The 14,761-nt window shown below is 60.7% G+C and carries 16 protein-coding genes and 5 tRNA genes; 7 read left to right on the plus strand and 14 right to left on the minus strand.

What is annotated here, in order from left to right; genetic code table 11:
• Positions 1–55: 55 nt before the first annotated feature.
• From M2394_RS07190 to M2394_RS07205, 4 genes are all read right to left on the minus strand, one after another.
• Positions 56–361 carry a DUF6388 family protein gene (locus tag M2394_RS07190; protein WP_259171972.1) on the minus strand — a complete coding sequence of 102 codons (306 nt, stop codon included), beginning with the start codon at positions 359–361 and terminating at the stop codon, positions 56–58.
• A gap of 150 nt (positions 362–511) precedes the next feature.
• A tRNA-Thr gene (locus tag M2394_RS07195) sits at positions 512–584 on the minus strand.
• Between the two features lie 39 nt (positions 585–623).
• Positions 624–2,033: an O-antigen ligase gene (locus tag M2394_RS07200; protein WP_259171973.1), complete on the minus strand. Its 1,410-nt coding sequence runs from the start codon at positions 2,031–2,033 to the stop codon at positions 624–626.
• A gap of 36 nt (positions 2,034–2,069) precedes the next feature.
• Complete coding sequence (locus tag M2394_RS07205) at positions 2,070–2,474, minus strand: pilin (RefSeq protein WP_178919295.1); 405 nt, start codon at positions 2,472–2,474, stop codon at positions 2,070–2,072.
• Between the two features lie 202 nt (positions 2,475–2,676).
• On the opposite strand from M2394_RS07205, the gene M2394_RS07210 reads away from it, so the two are divergent.
• Genes M2394_RS07210 through yacG form a run of 4 tightly spaced genes read left to right on the plus strand, consistent with a single transcriptional unit; the run spans position 2,677 to position 5,565 of the window.
• A complete protein-coding gene (locus M2394_RS07210; protein ID WP_259171975.1) occupies positions 2,677–3,885 on the plus strand; it encodes a type II secretion system F family protein in 1,209 nt (402 codons plus the stop codon).
• The gene (locus M2394_RS07215; protein WP_259171976.1) at positions 3,882–4,748 is read left to right on the plus strand and encodes an A24 family peptidase; all 867 of its coding nucleotides are present in this window, start codon (positions 3,882–3,884) and stop codon (positions 4,746–4,748) included. Before M2394_RS07210 ends, M2394_RS07215 begins: the two co-directional genes overlap by 4 nt.
• Positions 4,745–5,368 (plus strand): dephospho-CoA kinase, encoded by a 624-nt coding sequence (gene coaE, locus M2394_RS07220; RefSeq protein ID WP_178919144.1) that lies wholly within the window; start codon positions 4,745–4,747, stop codon positions 5,366–5,368. Before M2394_RS07215 ends, coaE begins: the two co-directional genes overlap by 4 nt.
• On the plus strand, positions 5,365–5,565 hold the full coding sequence (gene yacG / locus M2394_RS07225; RefSeq protein WP_003188437.1) for a DNA gyrase inhibitor YacG: 201 nt from the start codon (positions 5,365–5,367) through the stop codon (positions 5,563–5,565). Before coaE ends, yacG begins: the two co-directional genes overlap by 4 nt.
• Here yacG and M2394_RS07230 read toward each other — a convergent pair.
• The 3 genes from M2394_RS07230 to M2394_RS07240 form a co-directional block, all read right to left on the minus strand.
• Positions 5,562–5,777, minus strand: a complete 216-nt coding sequence (locus tag M2394_RS07230) for a hypothetical protein (protein WP_003171680.1) — start codon at positions 5,775–5,777, stop codon at positions 5,562–5,564. The genes yacG and M2394_RS07230 overlap by 4 nt on opposite strands.
• 75 nt (positions 5,778–5,852) lie before the next feature.
• Positions 5,853–6,542 (minus strand): energy-coupling factor ABC transporter permease, encoded by a 690-nt coding sequence (locus M2394_RS07235; RefSeq protein ID WP_178919146.1) that lies wholly within the window; start codon positions 6,540–6,542, stop codon positions 5,853–5,855.
• Entirely contained in the window at positions 6,539–7,006 is a 468-nt protein-coding gene (locus M2394_RS07240) for an FAD/FMN-containing dehydrogenase (RefSeq protein WP_259171977.1), read from the minus strand. Before M2394_RS07240 ends, M2394_RS07235 begins: the two co-directional genes overlap by 4 nt.
• Before the next feature lie 101 nt (positions 7,007–7,107).
• On the opposite strand from M2394_RS07240, the gene M2394_RS07245 reads away from it, so the two are divergent.
• The 3 genes from M2394_RS07245 to M2394_RS07255 all read left to right on the plus strand — a co-directional run bounded on the left by M2394_RS07245 (position 7,108) and on the right by M2394_RS07255 (position 9,359).
• On the plus strand, positions 7,108–7,737 hold the full coding sequence (locus M2394_RS07245; RefSeq protein ID WP_083360208.1) for a DUF1780 domain-containing protein: 630 nt from the start codon (positions 7,108–7,110) through the stop codon (positions 7,735–7,737).
• Positions 7,738–7,826: 89 nt separating this feature from the next.
• Positions 7,827–8,000 carry a DUF3094 family protein gene (locus tag M2394_RS07250; protein WP_176995149.1) on the plus strand — a complete coding sequence of 58 codons (174 nt, stop codon included), beginning with the start codon at positions 7,827–7,829 and terminating at the stop codon, positions 7,998–8,000.
• A gap of 60 nt (positions 8,001–8,060) precedes the next feature.
• On the plus strand, positions 8,061–9,359 hold the full coding sequence (locus M2394_RS07255) for an NAD(P)/FAD-dependent oxidoreductase (RefSeq protein ID WP_176995150.1): 1,299 nt from the start codon (positions 8,061–8,063) through the stop codon (positions 9,357–9,359).
• 175 nt (positions 9,360–9,534) lie between these two features.
• Here the strand turns inward: M2394_RS07255 and M2394_RS07260 are convergent.
• The 7 genes from M2394_RS07260 to rluD form a co-directional block, all read right to left on the minus strand.
• Positions 9,535–9,611: transfer RNA gene (locus M2394_RS07260), tRNA-Pro, on the minus strand.
• Between the two features lie 94 nt (positions 9,612–9,705).
• Positions 9,706–9,781, minus strand: a tRNA-Lys gene (locus M2394_RS07265).
• Between the two features lie 5 nt (positions 9,782–9,786).
• Positions 9,787–9,863: transfer RNA gene (locus M2394_RS07270), tRNA-Pro, on the minus strand.
• Between the two features lie 10 nt (positions 9,864–9,873).
• Positions 9,874–9,949 (minus strand) — tRNA-Asn (locus M2394_RS07275).
• 300 nt (positions 9,950–10,249) lie between these two features.
• Positions 10,250–12,814 (minus strand): ATP-dependent chaperone ClpB, encoded by a 2,565-nt coding sequence (clpB, locus tag M2394_RS07280; RefSeq protein WP_259171978.1) that lies wholly within the window; start codon positions 12,812–12,814, stop codon positions 10,250–10,252.
• A gap of 130 nt (positions 12,815–12,944) precedes the next feature.
• Complete coding sequence (gene pgeF / locus M2394_RS07285) at positions 12,945–13,670, minus strand: peptidoglycan editing factor PgeF (protein ID WP_259171979.1); 726 nt, start codon at positions 13,668–13,670, stop codon at positions 12,945–12,947.
• A complete protein-coding gene (gene rluD, locus M2394_RS07290; RefSeq protein ID WP_105697438.1) occupies positions 13,667–14,629 on the minus strand; it encodes a 23S rRNA pseudouridine(1911/1915/1917) synthase RluD in 963 nt (320 codons plus the stop codon). The genes pgeF and rluD overlap by 4 nt, the downstream gene beginning before the upstream one ends.
• Positions 14,630–14,761 lie beyond the last annotated feature (132 nt).

Below are 14,761 nucleotides of genomic sequence, written 5' to 3' on the forward strand. Positions count from 1 at the left end.
GGTTAAAGGTGATCTTTACGGGCCCTATCGCCGGCAAGCCGGCTCCTACAGGGTCTCAGACGACCAGGTCGTTCATCTCGCAATATTCTTCCCACTCGACACCCAGCACCTCGGCAGCCTCCTTGTGCAAGGCCAGCCGTGCAGCGTCGAACTCTTCCGGTGTGGAGGTGTACTTGAGGGTCAACTCCCAAGGCTGGTAGCCCTGGCTCTCTGCCTCGTCCTCGAATGCCCATTGGATCTGGTCGCGCTGATCATCGGCGCTCAGGTCTTTGATCTCTTCTTTAAGCTGCGGCGTGTCCTCAAGGTATTTCTTGAGGGCTTCTTCGTGCCGAACTTCCTGGGTCATTTCAGTCGTGGTCATGTTGTTCTCTTAGATCGAGGAATGGGGATGCATCTGGGTCATCAAGGTTGCGCAGATACAAAAGAACAGGCACGAATGCCGGCTCGTCTGGCCTTCAGAACCATTCTGGGATCATCTGAAAACGTTGCCTTTGAAGCAGTGTTGCCTTTTTGCCCGAGACAGGAATCGAACCTGCGACCTTCGCGTTACGAGTGCGCTGCTCTACCGGCTGAGCTACACGGGCGGTGGGCTAAAGCTAGCACCGCATTGGGCGTCCGGCAACTTACTGGCGCGGGAAGGCGATCACACCCTGGGCCCAGAAGCGCGGCTGCAGGTGATCGTGGCCGGCACGCAGGTAATCGGCCTGGTCTTCAATGGTGTGGGGCAGATCACGCGCAGCGATAAACAGCAGCAGACCAACGGCCAGCAGAGTGGCCATTTTCCACGCGTCACCCACCCACGGCAGCGCGGTACCCAGCGGGGTTCGCCATGCATGCAGCGCCATCAGCCAACCCACCACCAGCGCCAGCCATACCTGTGAGTTGGGCATCACGATGACGCCATCGACCATTGACTGCACCAAGGCACCGATCAACGCCGCAAACAGGCACAACCGCAGCAAATCCCCAGGGGCCGAGGACGATGCCCGCAAGCGCACGACCCTGCACGTGGCCCAGCCCGCCCGCCACGCCAGGGCGGCAACACACAGGGCTGATGGCACCCCCCATTCACTGGCCCATTGCAGAACCGCCTGGTGCGGGTGCGCCGCTGTTTCGTTGGCGATATCGGCAAAGTGCATGGGCCCGAAGCCCAGCCAGGGCCGCTCGACAATCATCTGCCAGGCCTGCGACCAGATCGGGCCACGCCCCGACAACGTCGTGGTCAGGCGATCGCCCGCACCACTGCCGACTTCAATCCCCAGATAGCCCGCCAAGCACACGAACAACAGCCAATACAGCGCCAGGCCGCCACAGAGTGCCGTCAGTTGCCAGGCCACCCAACGTCGACCCCAAGCCCCCAGCACCGTCAACACCACAGCCGCCAATGCCAGGCCAAGCCAGGTACCGCGCGTACCGCCGCTGATGGCGATTAACCACCAGACACACAGCAACGCAAACACCCCTGCTCGCAAGGCGCGGGCAACACCCGGTAGAAGCAATGGGAGCGCCAACAGCGGCAAGGTGAAGGTCTGGAACTGACCATAGAAACGTTTGTTGGAAAACCCCGACAGCAGATGATCAAGGTTCAGTACATCGTTGCCGCTGGTAAAGGCCAATGCCGCTGCGTACAGGTACTGGAACGACTTGACCAGGCATAGCAGCATGGCGATCAGGACCAAGGCGCGATCCATCCGCTCGCCACCATGACGACGGAGCAAGGCAAACGCGACGGCGATCGCCCCACCACCGATAAACAGCGCCACTTCGGTGAACGCCCACAACGGCTGGTGGGCCAGCGCCGAAGAAACCAGCCCCAACCCGACAATCGCCACCAGCCCATAGGCACTGGGCCGATCCAGCAACCGCTCGCTCGAACCGGCCGACACCCCATACAGCACCGCGCCTAAGCTCAGGACAATCTGCGTGGTACGTTGCAGGTCATGCCCACTGAACGGCAGGCAAATGCCCACCGCCAACAGGCACGCCACCGCTACCAGGAATACATTGCCTCGCTGCTGCATGGACAACGACATGGGCCACCTTTACTTCCGTGTTGAGAGGCTGGGCGATCAGGCACCGCAACCCTTGGTGACGTACTGCGCATCCGCCGTGGTTGCGCACGTCCAGCCCGTGGTGGCGCTGCGCGTCAGGGTGATGGTCTTGCCCAGCACAGGCGCTGGGGCGTCAAGTATCTCGCAACGGATGGAGCCTGCCCCCGTGGCGACATCCCCGGTCACATCGATCTTGCAGTTGGCTGTAGGGCTGGTGCCGCCAATCAAGGCCAGGGTCGGTACGGTGCCTTGATTGAGGGTGTCTTCATAGCCGGCCTTCAACGCGGAGATTTCTGCCAGCCCCGCCGTGAACTTGGCCTTGGCTTGGTGCTTGGTATACATGGGCAAGCCGATGGTGGCCAAGATGCCGATGATTGCCACGACGATCAATAACTCGATCAAGGTAAAGCCTTTCTGACGCATCACATTCACTCTCCAGGATAGAACTCATGACAAGGCGCGTCCTGCGCCTCGTGTTGTACAGCCGCGCCAGTGTACTCATCCGCAGGGGGTCAATCGCGCACAAGACGCACATTCTGACATTTTATCGTGCAACACCCGCCGGCCCGAATCCGTCATCTGACTAAGCTATAAATCTTCCACTTCCTCTGTGCGCAAACAAGACATGAACGACACTTCGACGATCTACGCGTGGGAAGGCATCAACCGCAAGGGGCGCAGGGTTTCCGGGCAAACCGCTGGCCACGATGTGGCGCTGGTCAAGGCACAACTGCGCCGCCAGGGCATCTGCCCCGAACGCGTGCGCAAGCGATCTCCCGGCATGCCCAACCTGGTTACACCGATCAAGCCCGCAGACATCGCCCTGTTCACCCGCCAACTGGCGACGTTGCTGAAGGCCGGCATTCCTCTTTTGCAAGCCTTCGACATCATCGGCGAGGGCTTCGAGAACCGGCAGGTGCGCGAACTGGTAAAGGGCCTGAAACACGCGATCGCGACCGGCAACAGCCTGGCGACAGCACTGCGCAAGCACCCGCGCCATTTCGATGAACTGTATTGCAACCTGGTGGCCGCCGGGGAGCTGGCGGGTGCTTTGGAAACGCTGCTGGAACGCATAGCCCTCCATCTGGAGAAAAGCCAACAGCTCAAGGCCCGCATCAAGAAAGCCATGACCTACCCCATCGCAGTGCTGGTGGTCGCCAGCGTGGTCAGTACAGTGCTGCTGATCCATGTGGTGCCGCAATTCCAGAGCCTGTTCGCGGGTGTCGACAGCCAGTTGCCCGGTTTTACCCTGCAGGTCATTGGCTTGTCCGAGTTCCTGCAACAGGCCTGGTGGGGCGTGGCGCTCGGCCTGGGCGTGGCGATTGTCGGGCTGCGCCAGGCCTATCAGGTATCCCCGGGGTTTCGCTACAGGGTGGATGCCGGTTTGTTGAACACGCCCCTGGCAGGCACACTGCTGAAAAAATCCGCCGTCGCCCGTTACGCCCGCACACTCTCCACGACTTTTGCAGCCGGCGTACCCCTGGTGCAAGCACTGGGCTCCGTGGCGGGCGCCGTGGGCAACGGCCCATTCAAACAGGCAATCGAACATATGCGTCACGACGTCTCCACCGGCATGCCGTTGAATCAATCCATGGCCGCCAGCAACCTGTTCCCTGGCATGGCGATCCAGATGACCGCAATAGGTGAAGAGTCCGGCACCCTGGACCACATGCTGGAAAAGGTCGCCAGCCACTACGAGGCCGACGTGGAACACCTGGTCGATAACCTGACCAGCCTGATGGAGCCGTTGATCATGGTGCTGCTGGGCGGCATTGTCGGCGCGCTGGTCGTCGCCATGTACCTGCCCGTCTTCCAGCTCGGTGCGGCATTTTGAACCTGCTGTTGAGTGAACATCCGTGGGCGTTTACCGCGATGGCGCTGGTGCTTGGCCTGATCGTCGGCAGCTTCCTCAATGTGGTGGTGTGGCGCCTGCCGAAAATGCTCGAACGGGAATGGCGCATCCAGGCCCAGGAAGTGCTCGGGTTACCCGTTGACCCTATCGGCCCCACCTACAACCTGATGCGCCCCAACTCCTGCTGCCCGCACTGCAACCAACCGATTCGCCCCTGGGAAAACATCCCACTGCTCAGCTACCTGATGCTCAAGGGGCGCTGCGCCCATTGCCAAACGCCCATCAGTGCCCGCTACCCCTTCACCGAGCTGGCGTGCGGGCTGCTCTCGGCCATGGTTGCCTGGCATTTCGGCTTTGGCTGGCAAGCCTGTGGGGTGCTGCTGCTGAGCTGGGGCCTACTGGCAATGAGCCTGATCGACGTGGACCACCAACTGTTGCCGGATGTGCTGGTGCTGCCCCTGTTGTGGCTGGGGTTGGTCGTCAACAGCTTTGGCCTGTTGGTGGCATTACCCGATGCCGTGTGGGGCGCGGTGATCGGCTACATGAGCCTGTGGTCGGTGTTCTGGTTGTTCAAGCTGGTCACGGGCAAGGACGGCATGGGCCACGGCGATTTCAAGCTGCTCGCGCTGCTCGGCGCCTGGGGCGGCTGGCAGGTGCTGCCCATGACCCTGCTGATGTCATCGCTGGTCGGGGTGTTTGTCGGGCTGATGTTGCTGCGCCTGCGCAAGGCCCAGGCATCGACACCGATGCCGTTTGGTCCGTATCTGGCCATTGCCGGCTGGATTGCATTGCTCTGGGGTGGTCAAATAACCGACTTCTATTTGCAGTCTGTCGGTTTCAGATGACCACTTCTGTCGCAACACCCTGGATTCTTGGCCTCACAGGCGGCATAGGCAGTGGCAAAAGCGCCGCCGCCCAGCACTTCATTGACCTGGGCATTGACCTCGTCGACGCCGACCACGCTGCCCGCTGGGTCGTCGAACCCGGCCGACCGGCGTTGGCCAGCATCGCCGAACACTTTGGTGCGGGTGTGCTGCAACCTGACGGCCAGCTGGACCGCGCCGCGTTGCGCACACTGATCTTTGAAGTGCCCGAAGAACGCCGCTGGCTCGAAGCCCTGCTGCACCCACTGATTGGCGAAGAGATTCGCAGCCACCTGGCCCGCGCCCGCTCACCCTACGCGATCCTCGTGTCGCCGCTGCTGATCGAGTCGGGCCAGTACAGCATGACCCAGCGCATCCTGGTGATCGACGTGCCGCAATCGTTGCAGATTCAGCGTACCCTGCAGCGCGACGGCATCAGCGAGCAACAGGTGCAGGCGATCCTCAAGGCCCAGTCCAGCCGCGAAGACCGCCTGAACCATGCCGATGACGTGCTGGTCAATGACCGAGACCTCGCCTGGCTGCACAGCGAGGTCGAGCGACTGCATCACTTTTACCTTACTTTGCGTGGAGGCCGATCATGAGCCAACCCCTGACCGTCGACTGCCCAACCTGCGGCGCACCCGTGGAATGGAAAGCGACCAACCTCAACCGGCCGTTCTGCTCGGACCGTTGCAAACTCATCGACCTGGGCGCCTGGGCCGCCGAGGAACACAAGATTCCCGTAGCGCCGGATGCCGAAGACGAGCTGTTTTCCGAAGACCTGCCGCCTCGCCATTAAGGGCGCATAAAGGCGTATTCCTGCTGGTCGTCGAGATTTTCTGCAAGGTATTGCAGCTCGTCGGCCAGGTCTTCGAAACTGCGCACGCCTTTGCTCTGCTGCACCACCGCACTGAGCATGGCGCGCAGCGTCAGGCCCGGGTCAAAGCCGATTTCCTGCGCAGCATCCTGGCTTCTACGCAGCTCTTGCCGTGCCCATTCGTACACACTCATGATTCGTGCTCCCACCTTGCCCAGGAAAATTTCGCAGAGCATGGGCCTGCTCGGCTGCGCGGGATTTGATCCAGGTCAACGCTGCGAATCGTCATCCTTCCAGGGCGCCGAGAGATAACGCGTGCGGTTGAAGGTCTCCAGCCATTCAGGGCAGAACACCACCAGGGCGCTGATCACCATGCCGTTGATGAAGGCTTCGGGGAAGATGATCAGCCAGAGGTAGCCGACGAAATCTTCCAGCCATTCCGGCATCGCGAAACGGCCGTCGAACCACAACAGGCCCAGCCCTATCAACAGGCAGAGCAACGCCGACAAAGCAGCAGCAAAAAAGCCGGAGCAGAAGATGTACACGAAGGGGTTCCTGGGTTGCGCCCGCTCGACCAGCAGCGCACAGGTCTCGGTCACCAGCACGGGCAAGCCAATCAACAGCAGACCGTTGACCCCAACCGCCGCCAGATCCTGACGCCCCAACAGCACCAGGCCCATCTGGGCCGCAACACCGCCAACGATTGCCAGCGGCCAGTCGAGCAGCAACGTGACGGCGGTCATGCCAATAAAGTGGTAGGAAACGCCGGTGTCGAAATCCCGCCGCACCAGCCATAGCATGAACAACGCGAACACCGTGCCGAACAACAGGTGCTGACGCCGCCGGTCAGCGAACAACTCAAGCCACGACGAGCGCAGGACCGCCCACATCACCACGGGTGCGAACAACAGCCACCCGACCGTGAGGGTCTCTGGCGCCAGCACCGCGGCACTGATCACGGTGCCACCTGCTCCAACGCCTGACGCAGCTCAGCGGCAGAACCGTATTCACGCTGCGCAACCAGCTTGCCCTTATCCAGTTGCAACCACAGCACTTTATCCACACGCCCCGTGTAGCGCGGCGCGACACGCGCGTCGCGATCCAGCATCACCCGATAGCTGTAGGCCTGCATGGCCGGCACCGCGAACAACTTGGCGATCAGCCGGGGCATGCGCTGGATGTCAGCGACAAACACGGCCTGTCGCGCTTCCAGATACCCCTTGGGTTGGCCTTGCAACGCCGCGTCCACCCGCTTTGCGGCATCCATGCTGCGGGCGACCAACAGAATTTTCGCCTGATCATTCAGGCTGTAGGCCTGGTCGAATTGGTCCAGCAAGGTCCAGGGCGCAAGCCGCTCACCCACTTCAACGGCTTGGGCCCAAAGGGGCAGAAGACTCAAAAACAGCACAACAAAACACTTCACGACGCACTCCCCATACCTGGAAAACCTCTGCACGCCCAGTCTACACCGAGCTTTTGCAGCAGGACTTCCTGCGGTCATCATTTGGGCGCTAAGCTGCAAGCATGGATGACTCAGATTACTTGCGCCTGCTCACCGTAGCGGCCGAACAAGCCAATGCGTTCTTGTCCAATGCCCGCAAATGGGAGCGTGAGCGTTGGGTCTGCCAGCGCCTGCTGCAAGGCTTGAATGTGCCCTACCGCGCTGAAGAATTTCATGCCGCCGGGCAAGAGCCGCCGGACGTGCTGTTTCGCGACGCCAGTTTCGAAGTGTTTTTCGTCTTGGATGAAGGCCGGCGCCTGAACGACGAATGGCGCGATGAGCTACTCAGGCGGCGCAGCGCTTTCTCCCTGAGCCAACTGGTGCGGCGCGAAGCCAAGCCGCGACGCATCCCCGCCCATGAGTTTCTGCTGCGCCTGGCACCGACGCTGCGCAAAAAAGCCCATAACTATAAAGAACGCGGGATGGACCTGGGCGAGCTGGACCTGATCGCCTTCACCAGTCTCAAGCGTGAGGTGCTGGACCTCAACAGTCACTTTCCGCCGCCCACCGAGTACCTGCGCCAGGGTTGGCGTTCACTGTCGCTGGTGGGGCCGACCTTTGCACGGGTACTGTTCGCCCACCCCGACGCACCGGATTTCTTGCGCAACAACCTGGGGCGCAGCATAGTATTCGACGTGGGCATCAGCCTGTGAGGCGGGCACCGGCTACGCTTGTGGCAATGCCGCCCATTCACAGACTGTAACGTGGCGCCCTTTTGCAACGTCTACCTGACGAGGCCTTTATGACCAGCCGCCTGAACCCCGATGACCAACAGCATGTCGAAGAGTACCTGCAACTCTCCCAGAACAGAGTCGAGCGCAAGCCTTTCAGGCCGTGGCTGCTCCTCGTTGTGGTGCTGGCGGCCGTGATCGGGCTGGGCCTGCTGAGTCGCCTTCTGAGTTACCTGACGCTATGAGCTGCCTGGCGCTCGCGGGGGTAACTGCTCCGATTTCTTTTAGCCTTGCGAGATATCCCCATGACCCATCGTATTATTATCGTCGGCGGCGGCGCCGGCGGCCTGGAGTTGGCTACCCGCCTGGGTAAGACTCTGGGCAAGCGCGGCACGGCCAGCATCACGCTGGTGGACGCCAACCTCACCCACATCTGGAAGCCTCTGTTGCACGAGGTGGCTGCCGGCTCCCTGAACTCATCGGAAGACGAACTCAATTATGTCGCCCAGGCGAAATGGAACCACTTCGAGTTCCAGCTGGGGCGCATGAGCGGGCTTGACCGTGAGCAGAAGAAAATCCAGCTGGCCGCCACCCTCGATGAAGAAGGCCGTGAACTGGTACCTGCACGCGTGCTGAGCTACGACAGCCTGGTGATCGCGGTCGGCAGCACCACCAACGACTTCGGCACCGAAGGCGCGGCGCAGCACTGCCTGTTCCTCGACACGCGCAAACAGGCCGAGCGCTTCCACCAACAACTGCTCAACCACTACCTGCGCGCCCATGCCGGGCAAACCGACGTGGAAGAGAAAATCAGTGTCGCCATCGTCGGCGCCGGTGCAACCGGTGTTGAACTGGCCGCCGAGCTGCACAACGCCGCGCACGAACTGGCCGCCTATGGCCTGGACCGCATCAAGCCGGAAAACATGCACATCACCCTGATCGAAGCCGGCCCACGGGTGCTGCCTGCCCTGCCGGAACGTATCGGCGGGCCTGTGCATAAAACCCTGGAAAAGCTTGGCGTGACCGTGCTGACCAACTCGGCGGTCAGTGAAGTGACGGCTGACGCCCTGATCACCAGCAGCGGCCAGGTCATTCCCGCCAGCCTCAAGGTATGGGCGGCCGGCATTCGTGCACCGGGGTTCCTCAAGGACATCGACGGCCTGGAAACCAACCGCATCAACCAACTGCAAGTGTTGCCGACCCTGCAGACCACTCGCGACGAAAACATCTTTGCCTTTGGGGACTGCGCCGCCTGCCCGCAACCGGGCACCGACCGCAATGTTCCACCACGCGCCCAGGCGGCTCACCAGCAGGCATCGTTGCTGGCCAAGTCCCTGAAACTGCGCATCGAGGGCAAGGACCTGCCGACTTACAAGTACACCGACTACGGCTCGCTGATCTCGCTGTCGCGGTTCTCGGCGGTGGGTAACCTGATGGGCAACCTCACCGGCAGCGTGATGCTGGAGGGCTGGCTGGCGCGGATGTTCTACGTGTCGTTGTACCGCATGCACCAAATGGCACTGTACGGATTCTTCCGCACGGCCATGCTGATGCTGGGCAGCAAGATTGGGCGCGGGACCGAGCCACGCCTGAAACTCCACTAACAGCGCAAACCAGTGTGGGAGCGGGCTTGCTCGCGAAAGCAGTGTGTCAGGCAGTACATCTGTCACTGATCCGCCGCATTCGCGAGCAAGCCCGCTCCCACATTTGCCCAGCAGTCAGTTCAGAAATCGTGAGCAAAAAAAATCCCCGTATCTTTCGATACGAGGATTTTTAATATGGTCGGGGTAAGGGGATTCGAACTCCTGACATCCTGCTCCCAAAGCAGGCGCGCTACCGGACTGCGCTATACCCCGGTAAAAAAAAGGCGACCTTTCAGTCGCCTTCTTCGATCAGCGCTTTTGGCCTCTGATCTTAAGATTCGATTCCAGCGTTAACTGGTTTCAAAAATGGTGGGTCGTGTGGGATTCGAACCTACGACCAATTGGTTAAAAGCCAACTGCTCTACCAACTGAGCTAACGACCCAAATATGGTCGGGGTAGGGGGATTCGAACTCCCGACATCCTGCTCCCAAAGCAGGCGCGCTACCGGACTGCGCTATACCCCGATTTTGAAATTGGCTCCGTGACCAGGACTCGAACCTGGGACCCAATGATTAACAGTCATTTGCTCTACCGACTGAGCTATCACGGAACTACATATTTCAAATTACTGCGTTACTGCTTACTACCTTCTCTTCGACTTGCCCGTATCGCTACGTTCATGTCTCTGAGGCGCGCTATTCTACAATCTTAAAAACCCCTGTCAACCCTTTAAATTGCTTTTAAGACAATGATTTGCGCTTGTTTCTGATTTCTTCTTGGGGAGAAGAAACCCGTGGGCTGACGTTGCTGCGGGGCGCACTTTACAAGCCTTTGCCTTACAGTTCAACGCCCTATCGAAAAAAAAGGCCCCGCAATGCGGGGCCTTCTCTTATTTGCCTGCAAACCGGGCTCAGTGGAAGACGATCTCGTCGTTTTCCACGGTTGCCTCGACGCTGGTGCCCGGCATGAAGCTGCCCGACAGGATCAACTGGGCCAGCGGGTTTTCGATCCAACGTTGAATCGCACGTTTCAAAGGCCGTGCGCCATACACCGGGTCGTAGCCCACCGCGATCAGCTTGTCCAACGCCTCGCTGCTGAGCACCAGGTCCAGCTCGCGCTCCGCCAGCCGGCCACGCAGGCGACCCAGCTGGATCTCGGTGATGCCCGCGATCTGATCCCGCGCCAACGGTTCGAAGATCACCACTTCATCGACCCGGTTGATGAATTCCGGACGGAAGTGACTGGTCAGCGCGTCCATCACGGCCGCACGCTGGCCTTCACGATCACCCACCAGCTCCTGGATCTGCGCGGAGCCCAGGTTGGAGGTCATCACGATCACCGTATTGCGAAAGTCCACAGTACGCCCGTGGCTGTCCGTCAGGCGACCATCTTCCAGCACTTGCAGCAGGATGTTGAACACATCAGGATGCGCCTTCTCGACCTCATCCAGCAAGATCACCGAGTAAGGCTTGCGCCGCACGGCTTCGGTCAGGTAACCGCCCTCTTCATAGCCCACATAGCCTGGTGGTGCGCCGATCAGGCGAGCCACCGAGTGTTTCTCCATGAATTCGGACATGTCGATCCGTACCATGGCCTCTTCTGTATCAAAGAGGAACTCGGCGAGGGCCTTGCACAGCTCGGTCTTGCCCACGCCGGTCGGGCCGAGGAACATGAACGAGCCGCTTGGCCGGTTCGGGTCGGACAAGCCGGCCCGGGAACGCCGCACCGCGTTGGCCACCGCCACCACGGCCTCTTCCTGGCCGATCACGCGTTGGTGCAACAGGCTTTCCATCTTCAGCAGCTTGTCGCGCTCGCCTTCAAGCATTTTCGACACAGGAATGCCGGTCCACTTCGAGACAACTTCGGCGATTTCTTCTTCGGTCACCTTGCTGCGCAGCAGTTGGTTCTCGCTTTGACCGTGCTGGTCGACCATCTGCAGGCTGCGCTCCAGGTCCGGGATCACCCCGTACTGCAACTCGGCCATGCGGTTCAGGTCGCCTTTACGGCGTGCGGCTTCCAGCTCCTGGCGGGACTGCTCGATTTTCTGCTGGATCTGCGCAGAGCCCTGCACTTCGGCTTTTTCCGAGGTCCAGATTTCTTCCAGGTCCGAATACTCACGTTCCAGGCGCACGATTTCTTCCTGGAGTTTTTCCAGGCGTTTCTTCGCCGCCTCGTCCTCTTCTTTCTTCAGGGCCTGGGACTCAACTTTCAGTTGAATCAGGCGCCGATCCAGACGGTCGAGCACTTCCGGCTTGGAGTCGATCTCCATGCGGATACGGCTGGCCGCTTCGTCGATCAGGTCGATGGCCTTGTCGGGCAACTGACGGTCAGTGATGTAGCGGTGGCTCAATTTGGCCGCCGCAATGATCGCACCGTCGGTGATCGCCACCTTGTGGTGGACCTCATACCGCTCTTTCAGGCCACGCAGGATCGCGATGGTGTCTTCTTCGCTCGGCTCTTCCACCAGCACTTTCTGGAAGCGACGCTCAAGGGCCGCATCCTTTTCAATGTACTGACGGTACTCGTTGAGCGTCGTAGCACCCACGCAGTGCAACTCGCCCCGCGCCAGCGCCGGCTTGAGCATGTTGCCCGCATCCATGGAGCCTTCGCCTTTACCGGCGCCGACCATGGTGTGCAGCTCGTCGATAAACAGAATGATCTGCCCTTCTTGCTTTGACAGCTCATTAAGCAGGGATTTGAGCCGCTCTTCGAACTCACCACGGAACTTGGCACCCGCGATCAACGCCCCCATGTCCAGGGACAGCAGGCGCTTGCCTTTAAGGCCGTCCGGCACTTCACCATTGATGATGCGCTGGGCCAGGCCTTCGGCAATTGCGGTTTTACCCACGCCTGGCTCACCGATCAGCACCGGGTTGTTCTTGGTGCGCCGTTGCAGTACCTGGATGGTGCGACGAATTTCATCGTCACGGCCGATCACCGGGTCGAGCTTGCCCTCTTCGGCACGCTTGGTCAGGTCGACGGTGTATTTGTCGAGGGCCTGGCGCGACTCCTCATGGTTAGGGTCGTTTACCGCGTCGCCGCCACGCAGGTTGTTGATGGCATTTTCCAGGGCTTTCTTGCTCACGCCCTGGCCCAGCAACAATTTGCCGAGCTTGCTGTTCTCGTCCATGGCGGCGAGCAGCACCAGTTCGCTGGAAATGAACTGGTCACCTTTCTGCTGCGCCAGGCGATCGGCCTGGTTGAGCAGGCGCGCCAATTCCTGCGACATATTCACGTCGCCGGTCGGATTTTGGATTTTCGGCAGTTGGTCGAGCTCTTTGCTCAACTCCTTGCGCAGGCTGTTGACGTCGAAGCCCACCTGCATCAACAAGGGCTTGATAGAACCACCTTGCTGCTCCAGGAGCGCCTGCATCAAGTGCGCAGGCTCGATGGCCGGGTGGTCGAGGCCCACCGCCAAGGATTGAGAGTCAGACAGTGCCAACTGCAATTTGCTGGTTAAACGATCAATACGCATTAGTCACCTTCCTTTTGAGCAGGCCGGAGCTATAAAACATCCTGAATGAAGAAACCTGCCAGATACCCTTATAGATGGGGTGGATTCTGGGAGTTTCAAGCGACAGACAGTTGACGCAGATCAGATGAGTCTAGCGTTCCAGCCAGACAAGGGAGGCAAACCGACCGGTGCGAGGGCTGCGGCGGTAAGAAAAGAAGCGCGGGTCGGTCACGGTGCAGAAGCCGCCGCCATACACCGCCGTGACGCCGTGTGCGGCAAGGCGCAGGCGAGCCAGTTGATAGATGTCGGCCATGAACTTGCCGGGGTTGCGGCTGGGCACGAAGGCCTCAGCGGTAATTGGCAGTTGCTGCATGAAGGCCTCACGCACTTCCGGACCCACTTCAAAGGCTTGCGGGCCAATGGCCGGGCCGAGCCAGACCAGCACTTCGCCGGGTTCAGCCACCAGGCTGTCGAAAGCGGCTTCCAGCACGCCTGCCGCCAGGCCACGCCAACCGGCGTGAGCCGCCGCTACGCGGGTGCCCGCGCGGTTGCAGAACAACGCGGGCAGGCAATCGGCAGTCATCGATGCGCAGGCAACGCCTGGGGTGCTGGTCCAACTGGCATCGGCTTCGACGGTGCGAGCCGGGTCTGCCTCAACCACGTTCACGCCGTGAACCTGGCGCAGCCAGGCCGGCTGGATATCGAAGGCATCACTGAGACGACGGCGGTTCTCAAGGACAGCCTCAAGGTCATCCTCGACATGATCACCCAGGTTAAGGCTGTCGAACGGCGCCAGGCTGACGCCGCCCGCACGGGTAGTGACGCAGGCTTTCACCCGAGCCGGCGCGGGCCAGTCAGGAATCAGCCAGTCACTCATCCGATAAACGCCTCGCGATCCTGCTTGAGCAACGACAGCAACCAGACCAGATCGTCTGGCAAAGGCGATTCCCAGCTCATGCGCTTACCGCTCGTCGGATGGTCCAGTTCCAGGAAGCGTGCATGCAGTGCCTGGCGCGGGAAGTTTTTCAGCGATTCAACCATGGTCGCACTGGCCGCTGGCGGAATACGGAAGCGGCCACCGTAGGCCGGGTCCCCCACCAGCGGGAAGTTGATGTGGGCCATGTGCACGCGAATCTGGTGGGTACGGCCGGTTTCCAGCTTGACCCTCACGTGAGTGTGGGAGCGGAAGCGTTCGAGCACGCGGTAGTGGCTCACGGCCTGCTTGCCGCCTTCCATCACCGCCATACGCTGGCGCTGCTGGCCGTGGCGACCGATCGGGGCGTTGATCTTGCCACCCGCCACCACTACGCCGATCACGATGCACTCGTAGATCCGGCTGACGCTGCGGCTCTGCAATTGTGTGACCAACTGCGTCTGCGCCTGGATGGTCTTGGCCACCACCATCAAACCGGTGGTGTCCTTGTCCAGGCGGTGCACGATGCCGCAACGCGGTACGTTGATGATGTCCGGCACGTGGTGCAACAGGGCATTGAGCAAGGTGCCATCAGCGTGCCCGGCTGCCGGGTGAACCACCAGGCCTGCGGGTTTGTTGATGACCAGGATGTCGTCGTCTTCATAGACGATATCCAGCTCGATGTCCTGGGCAACCCATTCTCCCTGGGCTTCCTGCTCGGCAGTCAGCTCAAGAATCGCACCCCCATGGACTATGTCTCGCGGGCGGATAACCGCTCCATCCACAGTCAGGCGGCCGTCTTTGATCCAGGCGGAAAGGCGCGAGCGCGAGTGCTCAGCGAATAATTGTGCGGCGACTTGATCGAGGCGTTGGCCGCCCAATTCGGACGGCACCTCTGCGCGAAGTTCAATTTTATCGGACATGCTCAGACTAGGCGTGGCACAGCCTTTGGTTTCGGCTGCGCGCTTGTGGTTAAATACGGCGTCTTTTGCCCCGAGGCTTTCAACGGGGCGCTCATCATAACAGGACGGCCCCGCCCAAGACAGCGGCCGTCA

The organism is Pseudomonas sp. BIGb0164, assembly GCF_024810135.1.
In the GTDB taxonomy this organism is placed as follows: Bacteria; Pseudomonadota; Gammaproteobacteria; order Pseudomonadales; family Pseudomonadaceae; genus Aquipseudomonas.

Bases quoted from the DNA above. Each gene is read 5' to 3' on its own strand.
- M2394_RS07255 (WP_176995150.1), top strand. From the start codon at position 8,061: ATGACCCATCGTATTATTATCGTCGGCGGCGGCGCCGGCGGCCTGGAG.
- M2394_RS07200 (WP_259171973.1), bottom strand. From the start codon at position 2,033: ATGTCGTTGTCCATGCAGCAGCGAGGCAATGTATTCCTGGTAGCGGTG.
- yacG (WP_003188437.1), top strand. From the start codon at position 5,365: ATGAGCCAACCCCTGACCGTCGACTGCCCAACCTGCGGCGCACCCGTG.
- clpB (WP_259171978.1), bottom strand. From the start codon at position 12,814: ATGCGTATTGATCGTTTAACCAGCAAATTGCAGTTGGCACTGTCTGAC.
- pgeF (WP_259171979.1), bottom strand. From the start codon at position 13,670: ATGAGTGACTGGCTGATTCCTGACTGGCCCGCGCCGGCTCGGGTGAAA.
- M2394_RS07210 (WP_259171975.1), top strand. From the start codon at position 2,677: ATGAACGACACTTCGACGATCTACGCGTGGGAAGGCATCAACCGCAAG.
- M2394_RS07205 (WP_178919295.1), bottom strand. From the start codon at position 2,474: ATGCGTCAGAAAGGCTTTACCTTGATCGAGTTATTGATCGTCGTGGCA.
- rluD (WP_105697438.1), bottom strand. From the start codon at position 14,629: ATGTCCGATAAAATTGAACTTCGCGCAGAGGTGCCGTCCGAATTGGGC.
- M2394_RS07250 (WP_176995149.1), top strand. From the start codon at position 7,827: ATGACCAGCCGCCTGAACCCCGATGACCAACAGCATGTCGAAGAGTAC.
- coaE (WP_178919144.1), top strand. From the start codon at position 4,745: ATGACCACTTCTGTCGCAACACCCTGGATTCTTGGCCTCACAGGCGGC.
- M2394_RS07245 (WP_083360208.1), top strand. From the start codon at position 7,108: ATGGATGACTCAGATTACTTGCGCCTGCTCACCGTAGCGGCCGAACAA.
- M2394_RS07230 (WP_003171680.1), bottom strand. From the start codon at position 5,777: ATGAGTGTGTACGAATGGGCACGGCAAGAGCTGCGTAGAAGCCAGGAT.
- M2394_RS07190 (WP_259171972.1), bottom strand. From the start codon at position 361: ATGACCACGACTGAAATGACCCAGGAAGTTCGGCACGAAGAAGCCCTC.